24 protein-coding genes are annotated in these 25,592 nt (G+C 71.4%); 11 read left to right on the forward strand and 13 right to left on the reverse strand.

What is annotated here, in order from left to right; all coding sequences use genetic code 11:
- Positions 1 to 293: 293 nt before the first annotated feature.
- Entirely contained in the window at positions 294 to 1,307 is a 1,014-nt protein-coding gene (locus tag IEZ15_RS19765) for a GlxA family transcriptional regulator (RefSeq protein WP_114245178.1), read from the reverse strand.
- Between the two features lie 74 nt (positions 1,308 to 1,381).
- Between IEZ15_RS19765 and IEZ15_RS19770 the strand changes: the two genes are divergently transcribed.
- On the forward strand, positions 1,382 to 1,966 hold the full coding sequence (locus tag IEZ15_RS19770; RefSeq protein WP_189278565.1) for a cysteine hydrolase family protein: 585 nt from the start codon (positions 1,382 to 1,384) through the stop codon (positions 1,964 to 1,966).
- Between the two features lie 3 nt (positions 1,967 to 1,969).
- Here IEZ15_RS19770 and proC read toward each other — a convergent pair whose 3' ends face one another.
- The 6 genes from proC to IEZ15_RS19800 form a co-directional block, all read right to left on the reverse strand.
- Positions 1,970 to 2,779 (reverse strand): pyrroline-5-carboxylate reductase, encoded by an 810-nt coding sequence (proC, locus tag IEZ15_RS19775; protein ID WP_114249112.1) that lies wholly within the window; start codon positions 2,777 to 2,779, stop codon positions 1,970 to 1,972.
- Positions 2,780 to 2,871: 92 nt separating this feature from the next.
- Positions 2,872 to 3,651 carry an ABC transporter permease gene (locus tag IEZ15_RS19780; protein ID WP_189278567.1) on the reverse strand — a complete coding sequence of 260 codons (780 nt, stop codon included), beginning with the start codon at positions 3,649 to 3,651 and terminating at the stop codon, positions 2,872 to 2,874.
- Complete coding sequence (locus tag IEZ15_RS19785) at positions 3,648 to 4,415, reverse strand: ABC transporter ATP-binding protein (protein WP_189278569.1); 768 nt, start codon at positions 4,413 to 4,415, stop codon at positions 3,648 to 3,650. Before IEZ15_RS19785 ends, IEZ15_RS19780 begins: the two co-directional genes overlap by 4 nt.
- A gap of 33 nt (positions 4,416 to 4,448) precedes the next feature.
- A complete protein-coding gene (locus tag IEZ15_RS19790) occupies positions 4,449 to 5,327 on the reverse strand; it encodes a class I SAM-dependent methyltransferase (protein ID WP_189278572.1) in 879 nt (292 codons plus the stop codon).
- 88 nt (positions 5,328 to 5,415) lie between these two features.
- Positions 5,416 to 5,970, reverse strand: coding sequence for a hypothetical protein (locus IEZ15_RS19795; protein WP_189278574.1), 555 nt, complete (start codon positions 5,968 to 5,970; stop codon positions 5,416 to 5,418).
- Positions 5,971 to 6,051: 81 nt separating this feature from the next.
- Entirely contained in the window at positions 6,052 to 6,378 is a 327-nt protein-coding gene (locus IEZ15_RS19800; protein WP_114245184.1) for an SH3 domain-containing protein, read from the reverse strand.
- A gap of 129 nt (positions 6,379 to 6,507) precedes the next feature.
- On the opposite strand from IEZ15_RS19800, the gene IEZ15_RS19805 reads away from it, so the two are divergent.
- Complete coding sequence (locus tag IEZ15_RS19805; protein WP_189278576.1) at positions 6,508 to 8,730, forward strand: serine/threonine-protein kinase; 2,223 nt, start codon at positions 6,508 to 6,510, stop codon at positions 8,728 to 8,730.
- A gap of 48 nt (positions 8,731 to 8,778) precedes the next feature.
- Here IEZ15_RS19805 and ilvD read toward each other — a convergent pair whose 3' ends face one another.
- The 4 genes from ilvD to IEZ15_RS19825 form a co-directional block, all read right to left on the reverse strand.
- Positions 8,779 to 10,629 carry a dihydroxy-acid dehydratase gene (gene ilvD / locus IEZ15_RS19810; RefSeq protein ID WP_114245186.1) on the reverse strand — a complete coding sequence of 617 codons (1,851 nt, stop codon included), beginning with the start codon at positions 10,627 to 10,629 and terminating at the stop codon, positions 8,779 to 8,781.
- A gap of 259 nt (positions 10,630 to 10,888) precedes the next feature.
- A complete protein-coding gene (locus IEZ15_RS19815) occupies positions 10,889 to 11,530 on the reverse strand; it encodes a TetR/AcrR family transcriptional regulator (protein WP_189278578.1) in 642 nt (213 codons plus the stop codon).
- Entirely contained in the window at positions 11,527 to 12,354 is an 828-nt protein-coding gene (locus IEZ15_RS19820) for a sugar phosphate isomerase/epimerase family protein (protein ID WP_229845988.1), read from the reverse strand. The genes IEZ15_RS19815 and IEZ15_RS19820 overlap by 4 nt, the downstream gene beginning before the upstream one ends.
- A gap of 108 nt (positions 12,355 to 12,462) precedes the next feature.
- The gene (locus IEZ15_RS19825; RefSeq protein ID WP_189278580.1) at positions 12,463 to 13,404 is read right to left on the reverse strand and encodes a Ppx/GppA family phosphatase; all 942 of its coding nucleotides are present in this window, start codon (positions 13,402 to 13,404) and stop codon (positions 12,463 to 12,465) included.
- 40 nt (positions 13,405 to 13,444) lie between these two features.
- On the opposite strand from IEZ15_RS19825, the gene IEZ15_RS19830 reads away from it, so the two are divergent.
- The gene (locus IEZ15_RS19830; protein WP_189278582.1) at positions 13,445 to 14,296 is read left to right on the forward strand and encodes a DUF3109 family protein; all 852 of its coding nucleotides are present in this window, start codon (positions 13,445 to 13,447) and stop codon (positions 14,294 to 14,296) included.
- 86 nt (positions 14,297 to 14,382) lie between these two features.
- On the opposite strand, the gene IEZ15_RS19835 is transcribed toward IEZ15_RS19830, so the two are convergent.
- Entirely contained in the window at positions 14,383 to 16,272 is a 1,890-nt protein-coding gene (locus IEZ15_RS19835; protein WP_189278584.1) for a BACON domain-containing protein, read from the reverse strand.
- Between the two features lie 237 nt (positions 16,273 to 16,509).
- Between IEZ15_RS19835 and radA the strand changes: the two genes are divergently transcribed.
- Both radA and disA read left to right on the forward strand, forming a co-directional pair.
- Positions 16,510 to 17,922 (forward strand): DNA repair protein RadA, encoded by a 1,413-nt coding sequence (gene radA, locus IEZ15_RS19840; RefSeq protein WP_114245191.1) that lies wholly within the window; start codon positions 16,510 to 16,512, stop codon positions 17,920 to 17,922.
- Positions 17,923 to 18,002: 80 nt separating this feature from the next.
- Positions 18,003 to 19,127 (forward strand): DNA integrity scanning diadenylate cyclase DisA, encoded by a 1,125-nt coding sequence (gene disA, locus IEZ15_RS19845; protein WP_114245192.1) that lies wholly within the window; start codon positions 18,003 to 18,005, stop codon positions 19,125 to 19,127.
- A gap of 102 nt (positions 19,128 to 19,229) precedes the next feature.
- Here disA and IEZ15_RS19850 read toward each other — a convergent pair whose 3' ends face one another.
- Positions 19,230 to 20,060 (reverse strand): hypothetical protein, encoded by an 831-nt coding sequence (locus tag IEZ15_RS19850; protein ID WP_189278586.1) that lies wholly within the window; start codon positions 20,058 to 20,060, stop codon positions 19,230 to 19,232.
- A gap of 173 nt (positions 20,061 to 20,233) precedes the next feature.
- Between IEZ15_RS19850 and IEZ15_RS19855 the strand changes: the two genes are divergently transcribed.
- The 6 genes from IEZ15_RS19855 to cseC all read left to right on the forward strand — a co-directional run bounded on the left by IEZ15_RS19855 (position 20,234) and on the right by cseC (position 25,578).
- Positions 20,234 to 20,878: a phosphatase PAP2 family protein gene (locus IEZ15_RS19855; RefSeq protein WP_189278588.1), complete on the forward strand. Its 645-nt coding sequence runs from the start codon at positions 20,234 to 20,236 to the stop codon at positions 20,876 to 20,878.
- A gap of 145 nt (positions 20,879 to 21,023) precedes the next feature.
- On the forward strand, positions 21,024 to 21,926 hold the full coding sequence (locus IEZ15_RS19860) for an HhH-GPD family protein (RefSeq protein ID WP_114245194.1): 903 nt from the start codon (positions 21,024 to 21,026) through the stop codon (positions 21,924 to 21,926).
- A 176-nt stretch (positions 21,927 to 22,102) separates the two neighbouring features.
- Positions 22,103 to 22,753 (forward strand): SigE family RNA polymerase sigma factor, encoded by a 651-nt coding sequence (locus IEZ15_RS19865; RefSeq protein WP_114245195.1) that lies wholly within the window; start codon positions 22,103 to 22,105, stop codon positions 22,751 to 22,753.
- Entirely contained in the window at positions 22,741 to 23,484 is a 744-nt protein-coding gene (locus IEZ15_RS19870; RefSeq protein ID WP_373302589.1) for a hypothetical protein, read from the forward strand. Before IEZ15_RS19865 ends, IEZ15_RS19870 begins: the two co-directional genes overlap by 13 nt.
- 10 nt (positions 23,485 to 23,494) lie before the next feature.
- Positions 23,495 to 24,199, forward strand: coding sequence for a two-component system response regulator CseB (gene cseB / locus IEZ15_RS19875; protein ID WP_114245196.1), 705 nt, complete (start codon positions 23,495 to 23,497; stop codon positions 24,197 to 24,199).
- Positions 24,196 to 25,578 carry a two-component system sensor histidine kinase CseC gene (gene cseC, locus IEZ15_RS19880; protein WP_189278590.1) on the forward strand — a complete coding sequence of 461 codons (1,383 nt, stop codon included), beginning with the start codon at positions 24,196 to 24,198 and terminating at the stop codon, positions 25,576 to 25,578. Before cseB ends, cseC begins: the two co-directional genes overlap by 4 nt.
- Positions 25,579 to 25,592 lie beyond the last annotated feature (14 nt).

The following is a 25,592-nucleotide window of genomic DNA, read 5'->3' on the forward strand; positions in this document are numbered from 1 at the left end:
GCTTTCGCGTTTCCCTTTCCGGCGAGTCCGACTCTATCAGATCCTTTCGGCCCTGATTCCCAGTCAGCGGGGTTTGTCTTCCCGGCTGTTGGGCCGTTCCGACGAGTGAGACTTTAGCGAATCCAGGACCTCGACGCTAATCGGGGTCGCGCTCCTTCGAACGCGGATTCTTCATTTCGCAAATGCGCACAGAAAGTCTGACGACAGATGTCGCTGACCAGATGTGGTTACTGCGGAATGGCTGCCCGGGGACCGACCGAAGTCGGTGCTCACGTCGGACAACTCGGAGAACGTTACGGATGTGGGCGTGTCGTGTCAACCTCGGGCCTGCCCGGGTTCTGGTGGAAGGCCAGGCGGTAGTCGCGGGGGCTGGTGGAGAGGTGGGCGGCGAAGTGCTGGCGCATGGTGACCTCGCTGCCGAAGCCGGCGCGGCGGGCGACCTCGGGGAGGGGCAGGTCCGTCTGTTCCAGGAGCTTCTGGGCTGCGGCAACGCGTTGGGTGATAAGCCACCGGAGCGGGGTCGTGCCGGTGGTGGCCTGGAAGTGGCGGGCGAAGGAGCGGGGGGACATTCCGGCGTGCGCGGCGAGGCCGGCGACCGTGTGGGGTTCGGCCAGACGGGTCAGGGCGAAGGCCCGTACCGAGGCGAGGGTGTCGGCGTCGCGGTCGGTGTGGGGCGTCGGCTGCTCGATGAACTGGGCCTGAGTGCCGGTGCGGAAGGGGGCCGTGACCATCGAGCGGGCGATCGTCGCGGCCGCCTCCGCGCCGTGGGCCGTACGTACGAGATGGAGGCAGAGGTCGATGCCGGCCGCGGTGCCCGCTGACGTCCAGATGTTGTCGTCGTGGAGGAACAGGGCGTCCTGGACGACCGTCACGTGGGGGTGGTGGGTTCGCAGGAGGTCGGTGAGGTTCCAGTGGGTGACTGCCTGGCGGCCGTCGAGGAGGCCGGCCTGGGCGAGGGTGAAGGCTCCGCCGCAGAGGGCCGCGATGGGGGTGGCTCGGGCATGGGCACGGCGCAGCGCTTCGAGGACCGGTTCGGGGGCCGGTGTCAGGTGGTCGTCGAGGCCTGGGACGACGATCAGGTCGGCACGGGTGAGCCAGGCAAGGGTGCGGTCGGGGGTGAGGGAGAGGCCGCCGCGCAGGGGGATGGGGGCCGGGTCTGCGGCGGCGCGGCGCAGTTCGAAGGGCGGGACGCCGCGGTCGGTGCGATCCACTCCCCAGACCTCCGTGATGACGGAGACGTCGAACGCGCGGATGCCGGGGAAGGAGACGAGCGCGATGCGGGCGGGTGGGCGGCCGGTCGTGGGCATGGTGGCAGTAAAGCATCGATCGATGGCTTTTTGACCTCTGGGCCATAGGGGTGCGGCGCGGCAGCATCGTTCGCATGGAGATCGCAGAGAACGCAGCGCTGGTCGTGGTGGACGTACAGGAAGGTTTTGAGGAGGAGGCGTACTGGGGGCCGCGGAACAATCCCGGGGCCGATCGGAACATTGCGAGGCTGATCGATGCCTGGCAGGCGAGTGGACGGCCCGTGGTGTTCGTACGGCATGACTCGCCCAAGCCGGATTCGCCGTTGCGGGTGGGGCAGCCGGGGAACGACTTCAAGGGGTACGTGGAGGAGCGGCGGGGGAAGGGCGGTGGGCCCGAGCTGCTGGTGACGAAGAGCGTGAACTCCGCCTTCTACGGAACGCCCGATCTGGGAGCGTGGCTGGACCGGGACGGGGTGCGGCAGATCGCGGTGGCCGGGATCCAGACCAATATGTGCGCGGAGACGACGGCACGGATGGGCGGGAACCTCGGGTACGAGGTGTTCTTCGCGCTGGATGCGACGTACACCTTCGACGGGATCGGGCCGTGGGGGTGGACGCTGGGCGCGGATGAGCTGGCGCGGGCCACCGCCGTGTCGTTGCACGGCGGTGGGTTCGCGAAGGTGGTGCGCAGTGTGGAGCTGATCGAGGCGGCCGGGTAGCCGTCAGCCGTTGCCGGAGGCGAGTTCGCGGCTGCGGTCGCGGGCTGCTTCGAGGGCGGCGATGAGGGCAGCTCGTACGCCGTGGTTCTCCAGCTCGCGGATGGCGCTGATGGTGGTGCCGGCCGGGCTGGTGACGGCCTCGCGGAGCTTGACCGGGTGTTCGCCGCTGTCGCGGAGCATCACGGCGGCACCGATGGCGGCCTGGACGATCAGGTCGTGCGCCTGGGCGCGGGGCAGGCCGAGCAGGATGCCCGCGTCGGTCATCGCCTCGACGAGGAAGTAGAAGTACGCCGGCCCCGACCCGGAGAGGGCGGTGGCTGCGTCCTGCTGGGACTCGGGGACGCGCAGGGTCTTGCCGACGCCGCCGAAGATCGCCTCGGCGGCGGCGAGGTGTTCGGTGGTGGCGTGGCTGCCCGCGGAGATGACGGACATGCCCTCGTCGACGAGGACGGGGGTGTTCGGCATGACGCGTACGACCGGGGTGCTCGCGGTGAGGCGGTCCTCGATGAAGGCGGTGGTGATGCCTGCGGCAGCGCTGATGACCAGGCGGTCTGCGGTGACGTGTTCGGCGAGCTCGTCCAGGAGCCGGCCCATGTCCTGGGGCTTGACCGCGAGAATGAGGATGTCGGCACGCTTGGCGGCCTCGGCGTTGGTGACGGAATCGACGCCGTAGCGGCTGTGGAGTTCCTCGGCACGCTCGGAGCGGCGGGTGGTGACCAGCAGGTTCGCCGGGCGCCAGCCTGCCCGGATCATGCCGCTGAGCAGGGCCTCGCCGATTTTGCCGGTGCCGAGGACTGCAACTGTCTGGGTCATGTGGTTCATCCTCCGGGCGGTGCTCGCGGTTCTCGGTGCGTCGTGCTGACGGTTCTCGGTGCTCGTGTCCGTCATCCTCGCACCGGGGCCGGTCAGGCGGTACGTCGACGGAGCGTGGCCGCGCCGAGGGTGAGAACGAGCAGGGCGCAGCCCGCGACGACCAGGACGTCGCGGATGAAATCGCCGGTGACGTCGGTGTGGTGGAGGACCTCGTTCATGCCGTCGACCGCGTACGACATGGGCAGGACGTTCGAGATGGCTTCGAGGACGGGCGCCATTCGGTCGCGTGCGATGAACAGTCCGCAGAGCAGGAGCTGCGGGAAGATCACGGCCGGCATGAACTGGACGGCCTGGAACTCGGATGCGGCGAAGGCGGAGACGAAGAGGCCCAGGGCCGTGCCGAGCAGGGCATCGAGCAGGGCGACCAGGAGCAGCAGCCACGGTGAGCCGGTGACGTCCAGGCCGAGCGCCCAGACCGAGAGTGCGGTGGCCAGGAGGGACTGGACGATCGCGACGGCACCGAAGGCCAGGGCGTAGCCGCCGATCAGGTCGCCCTTGCCGAGCGGCATGGCGAGGAGGCGTTCGAGGGTGCCGGAGGTGCGTTCGCGCAGGGTGGCGATCGAGGTCACCAGGAACATCGTGATCAGCGGGAAGATGCCGAGGAGCGAGGCGCCGATGGCGTCGAAGGTGCGGGGGCTGCCGTCGAACACGTACCGGAGCAGCGTGATCATCACGACCGGGATGAGGAGGAGCAGCGCGACGGTGCGGGGGTCGTGGGTCAGCTGGCGCAGGACGCGGGCGGCGGTGGCGAGCGTGCGGGCAGGGCTGAGGGGTGGTGCGGCCGGTTGGGGCTGCGGGTGCGGGGCGCTCATCGGACGGTCTCCTGACGGGTGGCGGCTACGTCGACCAGGTGGAGGAACGCCTCTTCGACGGTGGCGACGTGGGCGGCGGTGCGCAGCGCCTCGGGGGTGTCGTCGGCGAGGATCTCGCCCTCGCGCATGAGGAGCAGCCGGTGGCAGCGCTCGGCCTCGTCCATGACGTGGGAGGAGACGAGGAGTGTGGTGCCGCGGTCGGCGGCGAGGGCGTGGAAGAGATTCCACAGGTCTCGGCGGAGCACCGGGTCCAGGCCGACGGTCGGTTCGTCGAGGACCAGGAGTTCGGGGGTGCCGAGCAGGGCCACGGCGAGGGAGACACGGGTGAGCTGGCCGCCGGAGAGGGTGCCGGCCAGCGCGTCGGCGTGGCTGGTCAGGTCGACCTCGGCGATCGCGCGGGCGATGGCGGCGCGGCGGGCGCCCCGGTGTCGGCGGCCCGGCTGGAGGATCGCCGCGAAGTAGTCGAGGTTCTGCCGGACGGTCAGGTCGGTGTAGACGGACGGGGCCTGGGTGACGTATCCGATGCGCGGGCGGAGAGTGGGGTGTCCTGCGGGGCTGCCGAGCACGTCGAGGGTGCCGGTGACCTTGGCCTGGGTGCCCACGACGGCACGCATCAGGGTGGATTTGCCGCAGCCGGAGGGGCCCAGGAGGCCGGTGATCCTGCCGGGTTCGACGGTGAAGTCGAGGTCGCGGAGGACGGTGCGGTTGCCTCGTACCACGGTGAGGCCGCGGGCCTCGATGGCGACGCCCGGAGAATTCATCATGCGATGAATTTTGATCCTGGCCGTGTCTGCCCGTCAAGAGCACGACCGGGCCGACGTGCCCGACCTCAGCGGGGCCGGGGTCGAGCCCGGGCGGATCGCCACGCTCAGGTCGACCACGTAACTCTCCTCGACCGTGCCGTCCGGGAAGAGCTCCGCCAGCCGGTCGCGCTCCTCGGCGAGGAATCGGCGCGCGGGTTCCTCACCGAGGACGAGGAAGGCGGAGTGGCTGCCGAGATTGGCGAGGTGGGTGTCGAGGGACACCCGTCTGGTCCAGGGCACCGTGCGGTGTACGAAGCCGAGCTCGGGCGGCAGGTCGCGGGAGCGGACGGGCGAGCCATGGGCGCCCTCGTCGGCACCGAAGAAGCGGCGGAGGCGGGCGTCCTGCTCGGCGATCCAGGGGACGGAGTGGTCCGAGACATTCCACCAGAGGGCGAGTGCGCCGCCGGGGCGCAGGACGCGCAGGGCCTCGGGGGCAGCGCGGTTCCGGTCGGTCCAGTGCCAGGACTGGGCATACGTGATCAGGTCGGCCGACGCGGTGGCGATGGGGAGGCGGTTGCCGTCGCCGCGCACGATCGGCACGTACGGGAGTGCCCGGTGCAGTTCTTCCGCCATGCCGGGGCCCGGTTCGACTGCGGTGACCCGCGCGCCCCGGTCGTGGAGAAGTCGGGTGGAGATACCCGTGCCCGCGCCGACGTCGATGGTGCGGGCGCCACGCAGGGGGCGGCCGGCCAGTTCCTCGACGGTGTCGAAGAGGGCTGACGGGTAGCCGGGGCGGGCCGCGGCGTACTGGGCGGCCGCACGGTCGAAGGAGAGGGCGCGGGGTGGGGCCGGGGAGGCAGGTGAGGAGGTGCGTGCCCGGAAATCGGAGTCGGAGCCGGAGTCGGAGCCGGAGTCGGAGCCGGAAGGAAGCATGGGGACATCGTGGCCCGCGCGGGGGCCTTGCGCCGGTGTTCGCGGGACGTGACCCGCGCTCGCGGGGCTCTGCGCTCGTGGGGCCGCCCTACTTGCGCTTGGGCCGCTTTCCCTTGGTGGTCTTGCGGGCGGCCGGGTTTCCGGTGCGGGCCGAGCGGCGCTTCGCGTAGCGGGCCAGGGCCGTCTCGTACTCCGTACGGCGCAGTTGCTCGCCCGGTGCCTCCTTGAACGTACGGAGGAAGTACGCGATCAGTGAGCCGACGAAGCCGATGGTCTTGAGGCCGCGCAGATTGGCCTCTCGCGCCGGATCGGTCGGGCGGCGGCCGAAGCCTTCCCACGTCTTACGGAAGGCGATGGCGCTGCATATGGCGAACATCAGGACGACCAGGATGCCGACGAGATTGCCGACATCGGCGATCTCCAGTCCCTGGAAGGCGAAGCGGAGTACGAAGCAGGCGGCGACCGCGGCCGCGAGGGAGCCCACCGCCGCCCCGGCGCGTCGCAGCCCGTAGCCCCCGTCGTGGTCGACCCAGGTCGTACCGAAGAAGAGCAGGGGCTCGGGCTGCGGGCCGGGCGTGGTGGAGCCGGGCGCAGTGCTGCCGGGCGTGGTACCGGGGCCGGGGGCTTCGCTGTTCTCGCTCACGAGGTCGATTATCCCCGGGCGGTCCCGGTCCCGATCGCCGTCCCCGTCACGGGCCCGATCGCCGTCCCGTCGCGGGCCCGGTCAGTCGCAGCGCGGGGCGATGTAGCCGTCGCTGCCCGTGTGGACGTAGGCGTCCGCCACGAACTGGCCGTTGGCGATGTTGTCCCAGAGGTTCGAGGTGCCGTACGGGCCGGTGACCCGCTCCCCCGGCTTCTGGCAGTAGACCGGAACCTTCATTCCGTACGGAAGCGTCCTGACGATGCCGTACTGGGTGCCCGGTCCCGTGCGGACGTTGACCCGGTAACCCGGTGCGATGGGGTACCTGGTGACGTCGTCGGTGCCGGCGAGCGCGGCCACGTCCTCGGCCGCGTCGGTGGTGCCGGTGGTGATGTCGGTGTGCTCTGCCATGGCCGTGAGGCCCTCCCCCGTTGAGAGACGGTGTGTACGACGCGCAGGCTACAAGCCCCGCCTGTTTCGCACGCACCATCGACTAGGCTCCGTGCGTCGCGCTTGCGGACGAACACACGGGGGTGGGCGATGCCGCCGCTGCGAGGTACCGGGGCCAATCCGGAAGCGGAGCATCCGGAGTACGCCGGTCATTACCGCCTTGAGGCATGTCTCGGCGCGGGCGGCATGGGCGTCGTGCACCTGGCGCGCTCCGCCTCGGGGCTGCAGCTCGCCGTCAAGGTGGTGCACCGGCACTATTCGGCAGACCCTGAGTTCAGGGCACGCTTCCGGCAGGAGGTCGGGGCGGCGAGGCGGGTCAGCGGGGCCTTCACGGCACCGGTCGTCGATGCCGATCCGGACGCCGCGCGGCCCTGGATGGCCACTCTGTACGTGCCCGGCCCCACACTCTCCGACCAGGTGAAGCGGAACGGGCCGATGGCCCCCGCCGAACTGCGCAGACTCACGGCGGGACTTGCCGAGGCGCTGCGCGACATCCATCGGGCCGGGGTGATCCACCGCGACCTCAAGCCGAGCAACGTGCTGCTCTCCGACTCCGGGCCCAAGGTCATCGACTTCGGGATCTCCCGGCCGTACGACAGCGATCTGCGCACCGAGACGGGCAAGCTGATCGGCTCGCCGCCGTACATGGCGCCCGAGCAGTTCCAGCGGCCGCGTGAAGTCGGGCCCGCCGCGGACGTGTTCGCCCTGGGGGCCGTGCTCGTCCATGCGGCGACCGGCCGGGGGCCCTTCGACTCCGACAGCCCGTACATCGTGGCCTACCAGGTGGTGCACGACGAGGCCGATCTGACGGGGGTGCCGACCGATCTGGCGCCGCTGATCGGCCAGTGCCTGGCGAAGGACCCTGCGGAGCGGCCCACTCCGGACGACATCATGGTGGCGCTGCGCCCTCCTTCGTACGACGCCGCCGCGTTCATACCGTCGCAGCGGCGGCCGGGTGCTGTCGAAGCTCCGGCGGTGTCGGGGCCGGAGATCGCGGCGGGGGCGGGTGCGGATGCGGACACGCATGTAGGCGCGGCGGCGCGGGGCAGGAAGGCGACCACGAGCGGTGGCGGCAAGCGGCGGTGGCTGGCAGCCGCTGCGGCGCTGCTCGTCATGGGTGCCGGTGGGGTGTGGGCTGCCGGGGTGGTGGGCGACTCAGGTGGCTCGGGTGAGTCGGAAGGCTCCGGTGAGTCGGGTGAGTCAGGCGGCGCGAAGGGCTCGGCGGCGTTCGCGCCGTGGCGGACGCCGCTGCCGACCTCGGGCAGGTCCACGCCGGTCTGTTCCTCTGCGGTCGGTGCCGGCGAGGAGGCGTCCGGCCCGCCCGCGGCGCTGTACTGCGCGGCGGGCGGTATCGGCGCCGCCCGGTTGGACCCCGCGGACGGCCGGGTGCTGTGGTCCCGTCACGGCCCCGCCGGGGACACCCCGTCGGTCGGCGTGGTGGCGGTCTCCGGCGGTCTGGTGCATACGGCGGTGCCGGGCGGGAAGCTCCGGGCGTACGACGCCGCCAAGGGCGAACAGGTCTGGGACGCGGATCTCTCCCCGTACCTCGGCGCCCCCTTCGCCGCGGGTGACACGCTGCTGCTGGTCAGTGAGGACGGCACGACCGAAGCGCTCGACTCTGCGACCGGCGTGTCCCTCTGGCGGCATCCGCTCACCGGGCACCGGCGTCCGGACTACGCGCTGTACGACGGAGGATCGGGGCTGGCCTACGCATTCGAGCACTCGGCCTACGGGTCCACCACGCTGGTCACGGCCGTCGATGCGGCAACGGGGCACGCGGCGTGGCGGCGGCGGCTGGACGGAATGCTCACCCCGGTGGGGACCTCGGACGGTGCGCTCGTCCTGACGTCCATGAACGGGGACGCCCAGACCGTCGGGCTCGTCCACTACGACCCGGAAAGCAAGCGCGTCGCACGGCTGGCACTGCCGTTCCGGATGAACGAACCGGAGGTCGTGGTGGGCGGGGACACCGCGTATCTGCTGGCGCACGGCGGGACCCTGGTCGCCGTCGACACGCGCCCGGTAGGCAACGGGGCTGTTCGCTGGCAGCTGGAGACCGCTGCCGGGCGGACGTCGGCGCCCGTTCTCGCCACCGGGAACCGGCTGTACTTCTCGGCAGCGGACGGGCGGCTGCTCGCCGTGGACACCGAGCGCGGAACGCTGCTGGGCCAGACGAGCCCCCGGCTCCGGGACGGGAAACTCACGTACGCATCGGCGCTGCCCGCCCCTGTCGCCGCCGGCCGGACCGTCTTCGGTACCGCGCCCGACGGGTCCGTGTTCGCCGTCGACGGGCAGGACCCCGCTCACTGGTGAGAGCGGGGTCCTGCGGCAGCGTTCGTGACTGCCTCGGTCAGCCTTGGTTCAGCCGAGCCCGGACACGTCCCGCACCGCACCCCGGTCCGCGCTCGTCGCCATCGCCGCGTACGCGCGCAGCGCCGCCGAGACCTTGCGCTCGCGGTTCTTCGGCGCGTACACGCCGTTCAGCGCCTCACGGCGGGTGGTCAGCTCGGCCTCGGGAACGAGGAGCTCGATCGAGCGGTTCGGGATGTCGATCCTGATCCGGTCGCCGTCCTCGACCAGCGCGATCGTGCCGCCCGACGCCGCCTCCGGCGATGCGTGGCCGATCGACAGGCCCGACGTGCCCCCGGAGAAGCGACCGTCGGTGACGAGCGCACAGCTCTTGCCGAGGCCGCGGCCCTTCAGGAAGGAGGTGGGGTAGAGCATCTCCTGCATGCCGGGACCGCCGCGCGGACCCTCGTAACGGATGACGACGACGTCGCCCTCCTTGATCTCCTTGCGGAGGATCTTGTCGACGGCCTCGTCCTGCGACTCGCAGACGACCGCCGGGCCCTCGAAGGTCCAGATCGACTCGTCGACGCCCGCCGTCTTCACGACGCAGCCGTCCTCGGCGAGATTCCCCTTGAGGACCGCGAGGCCGCCGTCCTTGGAGTACGCGTGCTCCAGGTCGCGGATGCAGCCGCCCGCCGCGTCCAGGTCGAGGGTGTCCCAGCGCTCGGACTGCGAGAAGGCCGTCGCGGAACGCACGCATCCGGGGGCCGCGTGCCACAGCTCGACGGCCTCGGGGGACGGCGAGCCGCCCCGGACGTCCCAGTTCTTCAGCCACTCGCCGAGGGTGGCGGAGTGCACCGAGTGCACGTCCTCGTTGAGCAGACCGCCGCGGTAGAGCTCACCGAGGATGGCCGGGACGCCGCCCGCCCGGTGGACGTCCTCCATGTAGTAGGTGCCGCCGGGGGCCACGTTGGGCGCAACCTTCGACAGGCAGGGGACGCGGCGCGAGACCTCGTTGATGTCTTCGAGGTCGTAGGCGAGCTCGGCCTCCTGCGCCGCGGCGAGCAGGTGCAGGATCGTGTTGGTGGAGCCGCCCATGGCGATGTCCAGCGCCATCGCGTTGTCGAACGCGGCGCGGGTGCCGATGGAGCGCGGCAGGACCGTCGCATCGTCCTGCTCGTAGTAGCGCTTGGTGATCTCCACCACCGTGCGGCCGGCGTCCTCGTACAGCGCCTTGCGGGCGGTGTGTGTGGCGAGGACGGAGCCATTGCCGGGGAGGGAGAGACCGAGGACCTCGGTCAGGCAGTTCATCGAGTTGGCGGTGAACATGCCGGAACAGCTGCCGCAGGTGGGACAGGCGTTCTCCTCGATACGGAGGATGTCCTCGTCCGAGACGTTCTCGTTGACGGCGTCGCTGATCGCGTTGATCAGATCGAGCTTGCGGACCGTGCCGTCGACGAGGGTGGCCTGGCCGGCCTCCATCGGGCCGCCGGAGACGAAGACCGTCGGGATGTTCATGCGCATCGCGGCCATCAGCATGCCGGGCGTGATCTTGTCGCAGTTGGAGATGCAGATCAGCGCGTCCGCGCAGTGCGCCTCGACCATGTACTCGACGGAGTCGGCGATCAGGTCGCGGGAGGGGAGCGAGTAGAGCATCCCGGCGTGGCCCATCGCGATGCCGTCGTCGACGGCGATGGTGTTGAACTCGCGGGGGACGGCGCCTGCGGCCCTGATGGCGTCGGAGACGATCCTGCCCACCGGGGCGAGGTGGGTGTGGCCGGGGACGAACTCGGTGAAGGAGTTGGCGACAGCGATGATCGGCTTGCCGATGTCCTCGCTCGCTACGCCCGAGGCCCGCATAAGGGCGCGGGCGCCCGCCATGTTGCGGCCGTGGGTGACAGTGCGGGACCTCAGCTGCGGCATCGTCTCTCGCTCCTTCGACAGAAAAGACTGCTTCCGAGCCTACGCCTCCGGCTCCAAGATCTGGACACGGTGTCCGGTATGCGGGATGGGTTCTCGGTGGGTGGGCCGGGGAGATCGAGGGTGCGGTGGGGGTGCACGGCGAGTGGGACGCGGCGCGGGGCTGGTCCCCTTCCCGGAACCGGGGCTCCGCCCCGGACCCCGCTCCTCAAGCGCCGAAGGGGCTGGATGTCGCTGGGGGGTGGCCGACGAGGCTGAAGTGTCAGGGTTCCGTCAGGTAGCGCTGCAGTGTCGGTGCCACCATCTCGATGATCTTCTCCGGGGGCGCCGAAGCAAGTGGCTGCGCGCGGATGACATAGCGCAGCATCGCGATCCCGAGCATGTGCGAGGCAGCCAGTTCCGCGCGGAACGTCGCGTCCGGTACGTCCAGTGCCTCCGCGATGCGTTCCAGGAGGCGGCGCAGGACGAAGCCGCGGAGAATCTTCGCCGCCGCCTCGTGCGTGAGTGCGGACCGCATGATCGCCAGCAGGGGTGCCCTGGACGCCGGGTTCTCCCATACGGCGATGAAGTAGCGGGCCAGCCGCTCCCCCAAGCCGTCCGTGCCGCCGCCGAGGATGGCCGGGATCACCAGGGCCGGCTCGAAGGAGAGCTCGATGGCGGCCGCGAAGACCTCGTCCTTCGTACCGAAGTAGTGGTGCACGAGGGCGGAATCGACGCCTGCCGCCTTGGCGATGCCCCGGATCGACGTCTTGTCGTAGCCGCGCTCCGCGAACTCGGTGCGGGCCGCCTCCAGGATGCGGGTGCGGGCGTCGGGGCCGGTGGTCCCGGCCGTACGGGACGGGCGGCCGCGGCGTTTGGGGGCGGGACCGGCGGGATCGGTGGGATCGGTGTGGCCACCGGTCATGGGCGCGGCGCCTCGGCCGAGGACGACGCCAGGTGGAGCCGGGTGAAGGCCAGCGCCTCCGCCAGGTCGCCCTCGCGTTCGGCGGTGGACATGGCGCGGCGGGTGTTGACCTCGATGACGACATGGCCGTCGAAGCCGGTACGGGCCAGGTGTTCCAGGAGTTCGGCGCAGGGCTGGTCGCCGCGGCCGGGCACCAGGTGCTCGTCCTTGTTGGAACCCTTGCCGTCGGCGAGATGGATGTGGGCGAGCCGGTCGCCCATCCGGTCGACCATCGCCATGCCGTCCGTGCGGGCCGTCGCGGTGTGCGACAGGTCCACGGTGAAGTGGCGGTAGTCGTCGTTGGTGACGTCCCAGTCGGGGGCGTACGCCAGCATCTCGCGGTCCCGGTAGCGCCAGGGGTACATGTTCTCGACGGCGAACCGCACATCCGTCTCGTCCGCCATGCGCCAGATCCCGGTGACGAAGTCACGCGCGTAGTTGCGCTGCCAACGGAACGGCGGGTGGACGACGACGGTCGTCGCCCCGAGCTTCTCAGCGGCGGCACGGGCACGCTGGAGCTTCACCCACGGATCGGTGGACCAGACGCGCTGCGTGATCAGCAGGCAGGGCGCGTGGACGGCCAGGATCGGCACCTGGTGGTAGTCCGAGAGCCGCCGCAACGCCTCGACGTCCTGGCTGACGGGGTCGGTCCACACCATGATCTCGACACCGTCGTAACCAAGACGCGCGGCGATCTCGAAGGCCGTCGCCGTCGACTCCGGGTAGACGGAAGCCGTCGACAGGGCGACCTTCGCATCCGGGATGCGCACCACTGGTTCTGCCACTGGGACAGCCTACGGGCAGTGTGACGCCGCGCCGAGAGACCCGGGCGGAAAGTGAGAAGGGCCATGGCGGGCTTCCGGCCACCCCGGCGGCGCTCAGCTCGGCGCGGCCTACTCCGTCGGCTCCGTCGGCATGTGGTCCAGACGGCGCAGGATGACGCCCTCGCGCAGCGCCCAGGGGCAGATCTCCAGCTCTTCGACCCCGAACAGATCCATGGCACCCTCCGCCACCAGCGCCCCGGCCAGCAGCTGCGCGGCCCGGCCCTCGGAGACCCCGGGCAGGGTGCCGCGCTGCTCGACCGTCATCGCGGCCAGCTTCGGCACCCACTCCTCCAGCGCCTTGCGGGTGAGGGCGCGCTGTACGTAGAGGCCGTCGGTGGAGCGTGCGGCGCCCGCGATCCTGGCGAGCTGCTTGAAGGTCTTGGAGGTGCCGACGACATGATCCGGGCGCCCGAGGCGGGTGAATTCCCCGACGCTCCGGGCGATCCTGGCCCGCACATGGCGGCGCAGCGCCTTCACCTGCGCCGGGTCCGGCGGATCGCCCGGCAGCCACCCGGCGGTGAGCCGGCCGGCCCCTAGCGGCAGCGACACCGCGGCGTCCGGCTCCTCGTCCATGCCGTACGCGATCTCCAGCGAGCCGCCCCCGATGTCCAGGACCAGCAGCCGCCCCGCCGACCAGCCGAACCAGCGGCGCGCGGCGAGGAAGGTGAGCCGGGCCTCCTCCGCACCGCTGAGGACGGCGAGGTCGATGCCCGTCTCGTCCCGCACCCGGGCCATCACCTGGTCGGCGTTGCTCGCCTCCCGTACCGCGGATGTGGCGAACGGTAGAACGTCCTCGCACCCCTTGTCCTCGGCGGCCTGGAGCGCGTCGGTGATCGTCGCCACGAGCCGGTCCACACCGTCGGGGCCGATCGCGCCGTCCCCGTCGAGAAGTTCGGCCAGGCGCAGCTCCGCCTTGTGCGAGTGCGCGGGCAGCGGGCGGGCGCCGGGGTGCGCGTCCACCACCAACAGATGCACCGTGTTCGAACCCACGTCGAGGACTCCGAGTCTCATACCAGGAACGCTACCGGGGCCGCGGACTTACTCTTGGCGCGTGCCAAAGACGAAAAAGGCGAAGCCGGGCAAAATCACGAAGAAGCAGAAAACGAAGCAGGAGATGCAGCAGCAGGAAGCGAACGGGCCGAACCGGTCCGAAGACGAGGCGGGGATCGATTTCGCACGCGCCTGGGTCGAGTTCCCGGACCCCGCGGACGACGAACAGATCTTCCGCTGCGACCTGACCTGGTTGACGTCCAGGTGGACCTGCATCTTCGGCAGTGGCTGCCAGGGCATCCAGGCGGGGCGCGCGGACGACGGATGCTGCACGCTCGGCGCGCACTTCTCGGACGAGGACGACGAGAAGCGGGTGGCGAGCCATGTCGCACGGCTGACCCCTGATCTGTGGCAGTTCCACGATGTCGGCACGGAGACGGGCTGGGTCGAGGTCGACGACGACGGGGAGCGCCAGACGCGGCGCTGGAAGGGTTCGTGCATCTTCCAGAACCGTCCCGGGTTCGCGGCCGGCGCGGGCTGCTCGCTGCACATCCTGGCGCTGCGGGAGGGCAAGGAGCCCCTGGAGACCAAGCCGGACGTCTGCTGGCAGCTGCCGATCCGGCGTACGTACGACTGGATCGACCGGCCCGACGACACGCGTGTGCTCCAGGTCTCGATCGGCGAGTACGACCGCAGGGGCTGGGGTCCGGGCGGCCACGATCTGCACTGGTGGTGCACATCGGCGACCTCGGCGCACGGGGCCGGGGAGCCGGTGTACGTGTCGTACCGCCCGGAACTCATCGAGCTGATGGGCAAGAAGGGGTACGACCGGCTGGTCGAGCTGTGCGAGGAGCGCCTGTCCTCGCTGCTGCCGATGGCGCCGCACCCGGCGGATCCGGTCGATCCGGCGTGACGGCGTGACGGCGTGACGGCTGAGGTGCCTTCCGGTGGCTCGGCCGGTCACGTCGCGCGGTCTGCCGCAGCCCCGGGCGGACTGTTTCAGCCCGTCCGTGCGGTGGTGCCCGTACCCGGCTCGGTCGGCGTCGTGGAGTCGGACGGGTTCGGGGACGGCGTCGGATCGGTCGGGGACGGGTTCGACGGTGACGGCGTGGGGTCCGTCGGGTGGGTCGGCTGTGTGGGATCCGGCGAGGACGCGGGCGGATCCGACGGTACGGACGGGCCCGAAGGGGTGGAGGGGTCGGCCGTACCCGGGTGGCCGGGGCCGCCGGGTGACGGTGCCGTCGCCCCGGATCCCCGTATCGCCACGACCGAACCGGAAGGGGCGAGGGCGATGCGTGCGCTCCAGGGAACGGTGGGTTGCCGCAGGTGGTCCACAAGGACGCGGATCGTGATGCTCGCGCCTGCGGCGAGCGTGCCCGAGGAACTGCTGAGGCGCAGCCAGGACGCAGCCGCGCGGGCCGACCAGGCGACGGGTGCGCCGCCCGAGGCGGTCAGGCGAATGAGCGTCGTGCCGCCGGACGAGCGGGCCTCGACGATGAGCCCGCCGACGCCGCCCCGCACCGGACCCGAGCTGATCACCTCGGCCGAGACGTCCGGGGTGCGGCCGTCCTCGAAGCGGGCACCGGGCTGGGGACGGGCATTGCCCGCGTTCTCGTAGTGGCCGTCCGGGGTGCCGTCGAGGTCGTGGCGGACGTCCGTCTCGGTCGCGGTGACCGAGGAGCCGTCGTGGCCCTCGCCGGTCTGCGGCGCGCCGCGGTAGGCCGTCCACAGCGCGATCACCGGGGCGGCGACGACCGTCGCCACCACCGTCGTCGTCACGACCCTGGCCCGCAGCCGGTCCCGGCGGGCGGCTTGGTCCTTCGGGTCCATGGGGAAGCCCGCCCGGTCGAAACGCGGGCCGGCGGACCGGTTCCGCTGGGCGTGGACCATCGCGACGTATGCGGAGGGCCGTGGCGCCTCCACGACCGTCAGCGCGGCGGCCGGGGTGACGGTCGCGCCCGGCCAGGGGCCCTCGGCGCCGGCCCGCTCGGCGGCCCGGCGGCAGCGGGGGCAGTCGTCGACATGGCGGACGAGTTCGCGGCGCAGGGTCGCGGAGAGCAGGACACGGTGGTCGCCGGTGAGCCGGGCGACGGTGGGGCAGTTGCCGCTCTCGACGACGGCGAGGGCTGCACGCGTGCGTTCCACCTCGCAGGCCGCGGCGGCCAGGAGCTCGCGGGCGGTCGCCGGTTCGAGGCCCAGGACGGAGGCGACCGCGCGCGGGGCGAGGCGGTGGCGCACGGCGAGTTCGAGCGCTTCGCGCTGTTCGGGGGTGGTGCCTGCGGCCTCCGGCCAGGCCAGCTGAGCGAGTTCACGGCGGTGCGCCTCGGCGGCGGCTTCGGATTCGGGGGCGTTGCCCGCCGGGGCGCCGCCCGGCGTGAACGGGGCGGCCTCAGTGGCCTTCGCGGCGACGGCCAGGGACATACGGCGGCCCGCGCGCGCCCCCTGGGTGGCCGTCCCGCCCGGCTGCTTTCCCGGAAGCCCTCCCCCCGCCCGCTTCGCCTCGCGCTTCGTCTCCTGCTCGGCCGACCGTCTTCCCGACAGCTTCCCGGCATTGTGGCGGTGCGCCTGACGGCCCTGTCTCTGCTCGGCGAGCTTGCGCAGACACGTCCATCTGGCCAGCGCATACAGCCAGGATTTACGTTCCTCCTCACCCGCCGGGCACCGGCCGTCCTGCCGTTCCGCGATCGCGAGCACACCGCCGAGCGCCTCGGTGGCGGCATCGTGGTCGCAGAGCACGGAAAGGCAGTAGGTGAACAGGCCATCGAGATGCGGCTCGTAACGTGCAGGCGGTCGCTGCGGCGAAGGCTGCGCCGAGGAGCTGGGCGCACGGCGCCGCGCCCGGTGTGCGCCGGTGGTGTGCGTGGGGGGCTCCAGCCTGCTGCTCGTCACCTGGCGACCGTAGGCAGCACAGAGCATGCCTTTAGCGCCCCTTCGGCACATTTAATCCTTCCGGGTGAACGTATCGCTCAAAAGAGGACAGGGATCCCTGCTCCAGGGGACGGAATCCCTGATTTCGCCGGACCGCCGGGCCGACCCGGGGGTCACTGGCGGGCGCGCGCCCGCGCCGGGCGGCGTCGGCGGACCGCGCCCGGCGGCATTGTCGGACCTCACCTATACGGTTGCGCCATGGCTGCCCGTACGAAATCCGCGAAGGACCGGCCGTCCTACCGCTGCACCGAATGCGGCTGGACGACCGCCAAATGGCTCGGCCGCTGCCCCGAATGCCAGGCGTGGGGGACGGTCGAGGAGTTCGGCGGCGCCCCCGCCGTACGCACCACCGCGGCCGGCCGGGTCAGCACCGCCGCGCTCCCCATCGGCCAGGTCGACAGCCGGCAGGCCACCGCCCGGTCGACCGGCGTCGGCGAGCTGGACCGCGTGCTCGGCGGCGGTCTCGTGCCGGGCGCCGTCGTGCTGCTCGCGGGCGAGCCGGGCGTCGGGAAGTCGACGCTGCTGCTGGACGTGGCCGCGAAGGCGGCGAGCGACGACCACCGCACGCTCTATGTCACCGCCGAGGAGTCCGCGAGCCAGGTCCGCCTGCGCGCCGACCGGATCCGGGCGATCAACGACCATCTGTATCTCGCCGCCGAGACCGACCTGTCCGCGGTCCTCGGCCATCTGGACGCCGTCAAGCCGTCGCTTCTCATCCTCGACTCCGTGCAGACGGTCGCCTCGCCCGAGATCGACGGGGCGCCCGGCGGCATGGCACAGGTCCGGGAGGTCGCCGGCGCCCTCATCCGGGCCTCCAAGGAACGCGGTATGTCCACGCTGCTGGTCGGCCATGTCACCAAGGACGGGGCGATCGCCGGGCCGCGGCTGCTGGAGCATCTCGTCGATGTGGTGCTGTCCTTCGAGGGCGACCGCCATGCCCGCCTGCGGCTCGTACGGGGCGTCAAGAACAGGTACGGCGCGACCGACGAGGTCGGCTGCTTCGAGCTGCACGACGAGGGCATCACCGGCCTCGCCGACCCGTCCGGGCTGTTCCTCACCCGCCGCGACGAACCCGTGCCCGGCACCTGCCTGACCGTCACTCTGGAGGGCAAGCGGCCGCTCGTCGCCGAGGTGCAGGCGCTGACGGTCGATTCCCAGATCCCTTCGCCCCGGCGCACCACCTCGGGTCTGGAGACGTCCCGGGTGTCGATGATGCTGGCCGTTCTGGAGCAGCGCGGCCGGATCAGCTCGCTCGGCAAGCGGGACATCTACAGCGCGACGGTCGGCGGTGTGAAGCTCTCCGAGCCCGCCGCGGACCTCGCGGTCGCGCTGGCGCTGGCCAGTGCCGCGAGTGACACACCACTCCCCAAGAACCTGGTGGCGATCGGCGAAGTAGGCCTCGCGGGCGAGGTCAGAAGGGTTACGGGAGTCCAGCGCAGGCTGGCCGAGGCGTACCGTCTGGGCTTCACGCACGCGCTGGTTCCGACCGACCCGGGGAAGGTCCCGGCCGGTATGAAGGTCACAGAAGTCGCCAACATGGGTGATGCACTGAGAGTGCTCCCGCGCCGGTCTCGCGCACAGGCCCCGCAGGAGGAGAACGCGCGCCGGTAGACTTTGCCCTGGTCTCGCCCGTCCGTACGAACGGTACGAGGGACGTAAGGGCACCGCAAACCTGTGACCGGAGGAGTGCAGTGGCAGCCAGCGACCGGGCAGCATCGCCCGGAAAGTCCGGCCAAGGCACCGGTAACGAGGCGCTGATGCGCGCCTCGTTGACCGCCGTCGCGCCCGGAATGGCCCTGCGGGACGGCCTGGAGCGCATCCTCCGTGGCAACACCGGCGGGCTGATCGTCCTGGGCATGGACAGAACCGTCGAGTCGATGTGCACCGGCGGATTCGTGCTGGACGTGGAGTTCACCGCGACGCGTCTGCGCGAGCTGGCCAAGCTCGACGGGGCGCTGATCCTCGACAAGGACATGACCAAGATCCTGCGGGCCGGTGTGCAGCTGGTCCCGGACGCCTCCATCCCCACCGAGGAGACCGGCACCCGCCACCGCACGGCGGACCGGGTCTCCAAGCAGTGCAACTTCCCGGTCGTCTCGGTCTCGCAGTCGATGCACCTCATCGCGCTGTACGTGGACGGGGAGCGCCGGGTCCTGGAGGAGTCCGCCGCGATCCTCTCCCGCGCCAACCAGGCACTCGCCACCCTGGAGCGGTACAAGCTCCGGCTCGACGAGGTCGCGGGCACCCTCTCGGCGCTGGAGATCGAGGACCTGGTGACGGTCCGGGATGTGACGGCCGTCGCACAGCGGCTGGAGATGGTCCGCCGGATCGCGACCGAGATCGCGGAGTACGTGGTGGAGCTGGGCACCGACGGCCGACTCCTCTCGCTCCAGCTGGACGAGTTGATCGCCGGCGTCGAGCCGGAGCGTGAGCTGGTCGTGCGCGACTATGTGCCGGAGCCGACCGCGAAGCGGTCCCGTACGGTCGCCGAAGCACTGACCGAACTCGACGCGCTCTCCCACACCGAACTGCTCGAACTCCCCGTCGTGGCAAGGGCACTGGGGTACAGCGGATCGCCGGAGACGCTGGATTCGGCGGTCTCGCCGCGCGGCTTCCGGCTGCTGGCGAAGGTGCCGCGGCTGCCCGGGGCGATCATCGACCGGCTGGTGGAGCACTTCGGCGGTCTGCAGAAGCTCCTTGCCGCCAGCGTGGACGACCTCCAGACGGTGGACGGGGTCGGCGAGGCACGGGCGAGGAGCGTGCGCGAGGGGCTGTCGCGACTGGCCGAGTCGTCGATTCTCGAGCGGTACGTGTAGCGGTACGCGCAGCAGGCGGTGTCGGGGCCCGGGAGACCGGGCCCCGAAGTATTTTTCCGAGCCCGGCCCCACGGGTTCCCTGCCCTTTCCCCGGCCCTGTCCTCAGTCCTTCGCGAGTACGAACGAGGCGCGCTGCACCGGCTCGCCCGGCGCCTTCGCCTCGACCAGGTACGTACCGGGCCCCGCGGTTGCCGCGGGCGGCGTCGTGCACTGCGGGACGCTCTTCTTGCGGTCCCACTCCACGGTGTGGAAGACGGTCGAGCCCGCCGGGACTTTCAGCAGCAGGCTGCCCGCGTCGCGCGGGCAGTCCTTGGAGGACCACACCTGGCTGTCGTCGCCACCGGCCTCGGTGACGGTGAGCACCGCGCTCTTCGGCCCGAAGTCGGCCTTGCAGGTGGTGGACGAGGTGTTCTTGGCGATCAACCGGAACTTCGGCTTCTCGCCGGGGCTGTAGCTGAGTTCGGTGCTCAGGCTCAACTGCAGTGCGCCGGCGGCGCAGTCGGGGAGCGAGGAGCCTGCCGGGACCTGCTGTCCGATCGTCGCGCCGCTTGCGCTCGCGCCACCGGCTCCGGTGTCCGATCCGCTGCCGGCGTCCGTGCCGTCGGCACCGTTACCGCCGTCGCTCGCGCCGCCGTCGGAGCCCGCGCCCGTACCGCTGTCGTCTCCGCCGCCGCTGCCCGAGTCGCCCGACTCGTCGCGTCCGCCGGGCTGTTGGCTGATGGCCGGACCCGACGGGGAGGCGCCGGGAGTGATCGCGTGCGCGGGGCCCTTTCCGCCGGGCCGGGAGTCGTCCGTGTTCTTCTTGTCCCCACCGGAGGTGACGGCCCACACGATCAGCAACGCGAGCAGCGCAACCAGCGTCGCCGCTACGGCCCTCCGTCGCCAGTAGATGGTGGAGGGAAGCGGCCCGATCGGATTACGCAAAGATCCCACGGCGCAAACTGTACGAGAGATCGGCGCCGACTCCCGCCCCACCCGCCGCCCGGCCCTGAAGTTTTGCGGATCATCATCTCGGGACGGCCTGCTCCAGCCCCGTACTTCCACCGAGTTGGGCGCCGGGGATCGCCCCGGGTGACCACCCGGTTTTGTTGACTACCCTCTGTCACATGGATAGTTCATCTACTGCCCCGCTCTACCGGGACATCACCGACTTCGCACATGACATGCCGTCATGGGTGCAACACCTGGCCGAGATATGGACGGAGCTCGGACTCCTGGTCTTCGGCGTCCTGTTCATCACCGGGTGGTGGCGTGCCCGACGGGCGGACGACGGCGCCCTGGCGCTGGCGGTACTCGCACCCATTGCGACGGCCTTCTCCTATGTGTGCAGCGAGGTGCTCAAGTCGATGGTGGACGAGGAACGCCCGTGCCGGGCGGTCGTCGGGGCGGCGGCCTCGCTGGTGCCGTGTCCGCCGACGGGCGACTGGTCGTTCCCCAGCAACCACTCCGCGATCGCCGGCGCGGCAGCCGTCGCCCTGGCGATCGCCCGGCCCCGGCTGGCCTGGCTCACCGTGCCGCTGGCGCTGCTGATGGCCTTCTCGCGGGTCTTCGTCGGGGTGCACTATCCGCATGACGTGGCGGTCGGCCTGCTGCTGGGTGCGGTGGTGGCCGCCGTGGCGGTCGCTGTGCTGTACCGGCCGGCACGGTCGCTCGTCCGGACGGTGCGAGGCAGCGGGGCACCCCTGGCCGTCTGGGCATCGGGCCCGGGGGCGGCGGCCGGCCGGTCCAGGCGGCGGGGCAAACGGCACTGACGGCCCGGGGGGAGTCTCCTTGGGCCGGTTGCCGGATATCGCGGGGACAGACGGGTGGCAATATCACCCCAAGGGCCCTCAGGAGGAGCGACACCACCGTGCGCGGAGCCGTCCTCTGCCCTTCCGTGTCAGGATCGGCGATGCGATGACTGCCATGACTGCGACACAGACGCCCCCCGCCTCCCTCCACGATCCCGTCATCGGGTGGTTCGAACAGCACGCCCGCGATCTGCCCTGGCGCCGCCCCGAAGCGGGCGCCTGGGGTGTGATGGTGAGCGAGTTCATGCTGCAGCAGACCCCCGTCAGCCGGGTCCTCCCGGTGTACGAACAGTGGCTGGCCCGCTGGCCGCGCCCGGCCGATCTGGCCGCCGAGCCGCCCGGTGAGGCGGTCCGCGCCTGGGGCCGGCTCGGCTACCCCCGCCGGGCGCTCCGCCTGCACGGGGCCGCGCAGGCAATAACTGAACGGCACGGCGGCGACGTACCGAGCGAGCACGGTCAGCTGCTCGCACTGCCCGGGATCGGTGAGTACACCGCGGCGGCCGTGGCCTCGTTCGCGTACGGACAGCGGCATGCCGTACTCGACACGAACGTCCGCCGGGTGTTCGCCCGGGCCGCGACCGGCATCCAGTACCCGCCGAACGCGACCACCGCCGCCGAACGCAAGCTCGCCCGGGCCCTGCTCCCCGAGGAGGACGAACGGGCCGCCCGCTGGGCCGCCGCGACGATGGAGCTCGGCGCCCTCGTCTGCACCGCCAAGAACGAGGACTGCACACAGTGTCCGATCGCCGGGCAGTGCGCCTGGCGGCTGGCCGGGAAGCCCGCCCACCAGGGGCCCCCGCGGCGCGGTCAGACCTACGCCGGCACGGACCGGCAGGTACGCGGACGGCTGCTCGCCGTGCTGCGCGAGGCCGTGGCACCGGTGCCGCAGTCGGCACTGGACGAGGTGTGGGACGAACCGGTGCAGCGAGCCCGCGCGCTGGACGGCCTGGTCGCGGACGGCCTGGTCGAGCCGCTGGCCGGCGGCCAGTACCGGCTGCCGCTGAGCTGAAGGCCCCTGCCGCCCTCTCCCCCCGCTGTTACACAACCGATGGACAGCCGTGCGTCAGCGTATGGCTGCTCCGCACAGCCCCGTGACAACAGCTCCGTAGCGTCAGCGACGTCAGCCCGGCCGATCGATGGCTGACGGCGGTTCTACGGGGATCTACGGGGACGGAGGCGGTTGGAATGGCGCAGGGCGAGGTGCTCGAATTCGAGGAGTACGTACGCACTCGGCAGGAGGCACTGCTGCGCAGTGCACGCCGACTGGTCCCCGACCCCGTGGATGCGCAGGACCTGCTGCAGACCGCCCTGGTCCGTACGTACGGCCGCTGGGACGGCATCGCCGACAAGTCCCTCGCCGACGCCTATCTGCGCCGCGTCATGATCAACACCCGTACCGAGTGGTGGCGGGCCCGCAAACTGGACGAGGTTCCCACCGAGCAGCTGCCCGACGCGAGCGTCGACGACGGCACCGAGCAGCGCGCCGACCGCGCCCTGCTGATGGATGTGCTGGGCGTACTGGCTCCCAAGCAGCGCAGCGTCGTCGTGCTGCGACACTGGGAGCAGATGAGTACGGAGGAGACGGCTGCGGCGCTCGGCATGTCGGCCGGTACGGTGAAGAGCACGCTGCACCGTGCGCTGGCGCGACTGCGCCTGGAGCTGGAGAGCCGTGAGGCAGCGAGCAGGGAGGCCCGGCTCCGGGAGGAGCGTGGCCTGACGGCGGCCGACCGTGCTCCGGCCGTCGGCGCTCCGGTACGTGCGCGGGCAACGGCGCAGGTACGGGCACAGGCGGGCAGGCGTATGGACGAACGGGGGCGGGAGCGGTGCGCGGCCTGACAGCCAGCGGTGAAAGCGACAACGGCGGCGACCCTGACGGCGCAGGAGACGGCGGTGGCCGCGGGGCCACCGGCAGTCGTGGCCGGGTCCTGACCGGCTGGACGGCGAGCACCACGACCCTGGTCGGGCTCGCCGCTTTCGCACTGCTCGCCGTCGGCTGCTCCACCGGCGGTACCGGCACCCGTGACGAGGGCCCGGCAGGTACCCAGGCGGTCGCCCAGGTCACGCCGAGCGCCGATCCGACGTCCACGGCAAAGCCCACGCCCCGGATCGATCCCGTGGCGCTGCTCAAGCGGGACCCCAAGGTCAGCGAGCGGGTCAGGACGGATCTGGAGCCCTGCAGCGGCTCCGAGTACCCGGTGGACACCTCGTACGGCACTATGACCGCCGGTCCCTCGGCCGACGTCGTGGTGAACGTGATGACCTGCGGCGATTCGGTGGGCGTCGGAACCTATGTGTACCGCCAGCGGGGCAACGGCACGTACGAGAACGTGTTCGCCATCGAGCAGCCCGCGGTGTACGGCACCATCGACCGCGGTGATCTGGTGGTGACGGCCCAGGTGTACGAGAAGAAGGACTCGGTCGCGTACCCCTCCGGCGAGGAAGTGATCACCTACCGCTGGGCGAACAACCGGTTCAGCGAGCACGACCGGGTGCACAACGACTTCAACCGAGCCGTCGGCAACGGGGAAGCCGGGCTTCCGGAATCCGCCGGACCGGCGGGGAACTGAGGGCAGTCCGATGGCCGAGACCCACGTCCTGTTCGTCGAGGACGACGACGTCATCCGCGAGGCCACCCAGCTGGCGCTTGAGCGCGACGGCTTCGTGGTCACCGCGATGCCCGACGGACTGTCGGGGCTCGATGCGTTCCGGGCCGACCGGCCCGACATCGCCCTGCTCGATGTGATGGTGCCGGGGCTCGACGGGGTCAGCCTCTGCCGTCGTATCCGCGACGAGTCGACGGTCCCGGTGATCATGCTGTCGGCCCGGGCCGACTCGATCGATGTGGTGCTCGGCCTGGAGGCCGGCGCCGACGACTACGTCACCAAGCCTTTCGACGGGGCGGTCCTGGTCGCCCGGATCCGTGCCGTGCTGCGCCGCTTCGGTCATGCGTCGGGCGGGCAGCCGGGCAGCGGGGAGCCGGAGCCGCAGCCCGTCGGCGGGGTGCTGGTCTTCGGCGATCTGGAGATCGACACCGAGGGCATGGAGGTCCACCGGGGCGGCCGGCAGGTGGCGCTGACCCCGACCGAGATGCGGCTGCTGCTGGAGTTCTCCGCCGCGCCCGGCACGGTGCTCTCCCGCGACAAGCTCCTGGAGCGGGTCTGGGACTACGGGTGGGGCGGTGACACCCGGGTCGTGGATGTCCATGTGCAGCGGCTGCGCACAAAGGTCGGCCAGGACCGGATCGAGACGGTCCGCGGCTTCGGCTACAAACTCAAGCCATGAAGCGGCTGGCACTGCGGACGGGGGTCCGCTGGAAGATCAGTATCGCGATCGCCGCAGTGGGCGCGCTCGTCGCCGTGGCGCTGAGCCTCGTCGTCCACAACGCCGCCCGCGTCTCGATGCTGGAGAACGCACGCGAGGTCCAGCTGGAGCGGCTGACGTACGCGCAGCTGCTGTACGAGGCGAAGAAGACACAGAAGGCCGATCCCCGGTTCGGAGCCAAGCTCAACGACCCGACGATGCCGCGCAGCCTGCGCGCGGAGACCGACAGGAACCGGCGCGCCACGCATGTCGAGGAGGCCAGGAACGGGGTGCCCGATGTGTGGGCGGCCGTACCGGTCGGCAACGGCGATGTGCTCTCGCTGCACACCCGTTTCGCCGACCGCAGCGCCACGATCATGGGCGATCTCGACCGGGCGCTGATCATCGGCTCGGTCTCGGTGGTGTTCGGCGGCTGCGCGCTGGGCGTGCTGATCGGCGGGCAGCTGTCGCGCCGGCTGCGCAAGGCGGCGGCCGCGGCGGGCAGGGTCGCGCAGGGCAATACGGATGTACGTGTCAGGGAGGCCGTCGGCGGTGTCGTCCAGGACGAGACCGATGAGCTGGCCCGCGCGGTGGACGCGCTGACGGACGCGTTGAACGAACGCATCGAGGCGGAGCGCCGGGTCACCGCGGACATCGCGCACGAGCTGCGTACCCCGGTGACCGGTCTGCTGACGGCGGCCGAGCTGCTGCCGCCGGGCCGCCCCACCGAGCTCGTACGGGACCGGGCGCAGGCGATGCGCACGCTGGTCGAGGATGTGCTGGAGGTGGCCCGGCTGGACAGCGCGTCGGAGCGGGCCGAGCTGCAGGAGATCGAGCTGGGTGAGTTCGTCAGCCGACGGGTCGCGCTGCTGGACCCGGATGCGCGGGTCCAGGTCGTCCACGAGTCCTGGGTCAGCACCGATCCGCGCCGGCTGGAGCGGATCCTCGGCAATCTGCTGGGGAACGCCGCCAAGCACGGTGCCACTCCGGTGGAGGTCACGGTCGAGGGCCGGGTGGTGCGGATCCGCGATCACGGTTCCGGGTTCCCGGCGGCGCTGCTGCGTGAGGGCCCGAGCCGGTTCCGTACCGGAAGCAGCGACCGGGCCGGACACGGACACGGTCTGGGGCTGACGATCGCGGCCGGTCAGGCGCGGGTCCTCGGGGCCCGGCTGACCTTCCGCAACGCAGCGCCGGAAGGGGCGGCGAAGGGCGCGGGCGGGGCGATCGCCGTGCTGTGGCTGCCCGAGCACGCACCGACGAACACCGGCAGCTTCCCGATCCTGCGCCTGTCCGAACAGCGCACGCCGGGCAACGGCGACGGGCAGAGCGTGGAGTCCGGCCGCAGGCAGTCCGGCGGCTGAACCGGATACGGAAG

This window comes from Streptomyces atratus (genome assembly GCF_014648655.1).
GTDB lineage: Bacteria > Actinomycetota > Actinomycetes > Streptomycetales > Streptomycetaceae > Streptomyces > Streptomyces atratus.

Coding starts and splice junctions, on each gene's coding strand:
- IEZ15_RS19855 (WP_189278588.1), top strand. CDS start 20,234: ATGGATAGTTCATCTACTGCCCCGCTCTACCGGGACATCACCGACTTC.
- IEZ15_RS19815 (WP_189278578.1), bottom strand. CDS start 11,530: ATGACCGGTGGCCACACCGATCCCACCGATCCCGCCGGTCCCGCCCCC.
- IEZ15_RS19785 (WP_189278569.1), bottom strand. CDS start 4,415: ATGATGAATTCTCCGGGCGTCGCCATCGAGGCCCGCGGCCTCACCGTG.
- proC (WP_114249112.1), bottom strand. CDS start 2,779: ATGACCCAGACAGTTGCAGTCCTCGGCACCGGCAAAATCGGCGAGGCC.
- IEZ15_RS19780 (WP_189278567.1), bottom strand. CDS start 3,651: ATGAGCGCCCCGCACCCGCAGCCCCAACCGGCCGCACCACCCCTCAGC.
- cseC (WP_189278590.1), top strand. CDS start 24,196: ATGAAGCGGCTGGCACTGCGGACGGGGGTCCGCTGGAAGATCAGTATC.
- IEZ15_RS19770 (WP_189278565.1), top strand. CDS start 1,382: ATGGAGATCGCAGAGAACGCAGCGCTGGTCGTGGTGGACGTACAGGAA.
- IEZ15_RS19765 (WP_114245178.1), bottom strand. CDS start 1,307: ATGCCCACGACCGGCCGCCCACCCGCCCGCATCGCGCTCGTCTCCTTC.
- ilvD (WP_114245186.1), bottom strand. CDS start 10,629: ATGCCGCAGCTGAGGTCCCGCACTGTCACCCACGGCCGCAACATGGCG.
- IEZ15_RS19825 (WP_189278580.1), bottom strand. CDS start 13,404: ATGAGACTCGGAGTCCTCGACGTGGGTTCGAACACGGTGCATCTGTTG.
- IEZ15_RS19865 (WP_114245195.1), top strand. CDS start 22,103: ATGGCGCAGGGCGAGGTGCTCGAATTCGAGGAGTACGTACGCACTCGG.
- radA (WP_114245191.1), top strand. CDS start 16,510: ATGGCTGCCCGTACGAAATCCGCGAAGGACCGGCCGTCCTACCGCTGC.
- IEZ15_RS19860 (WP_114245194.1), top strand. CDS start 21,024: ATGACTGCCATGACTGCGACACAGACGCCCCCCGCCTCCCTCCACGAT.
- IEZ15_RS19805 (WP_189278576.1), top strand. CDS start 6,508: ATGCCGCCGCTGCGAGGTACCGGGGCCAATCCGGAAGCGGAGCATCCG.
- cseB (WP_114245196.1), top strand. CDS start 23,495: ATGGCCGAGACCCACGTCCTGTTCGTCGAGGACGACGACGTCATCCGC.
- IEZ15_RS19790 (WP_189278572.1), bottom strand. CDS start 5,327: ATGCTTCCTTCCGGCTCCGACTCCGGCTCCGACTCCGGCTCCGACTCC.
- IEZ15_RS19800 (WP_114245184.1), bottom strand. CDS start 6,378: ATGGCAGAGCACACCGACATCACCACCGGCACCACCGACGCGGCCGAG.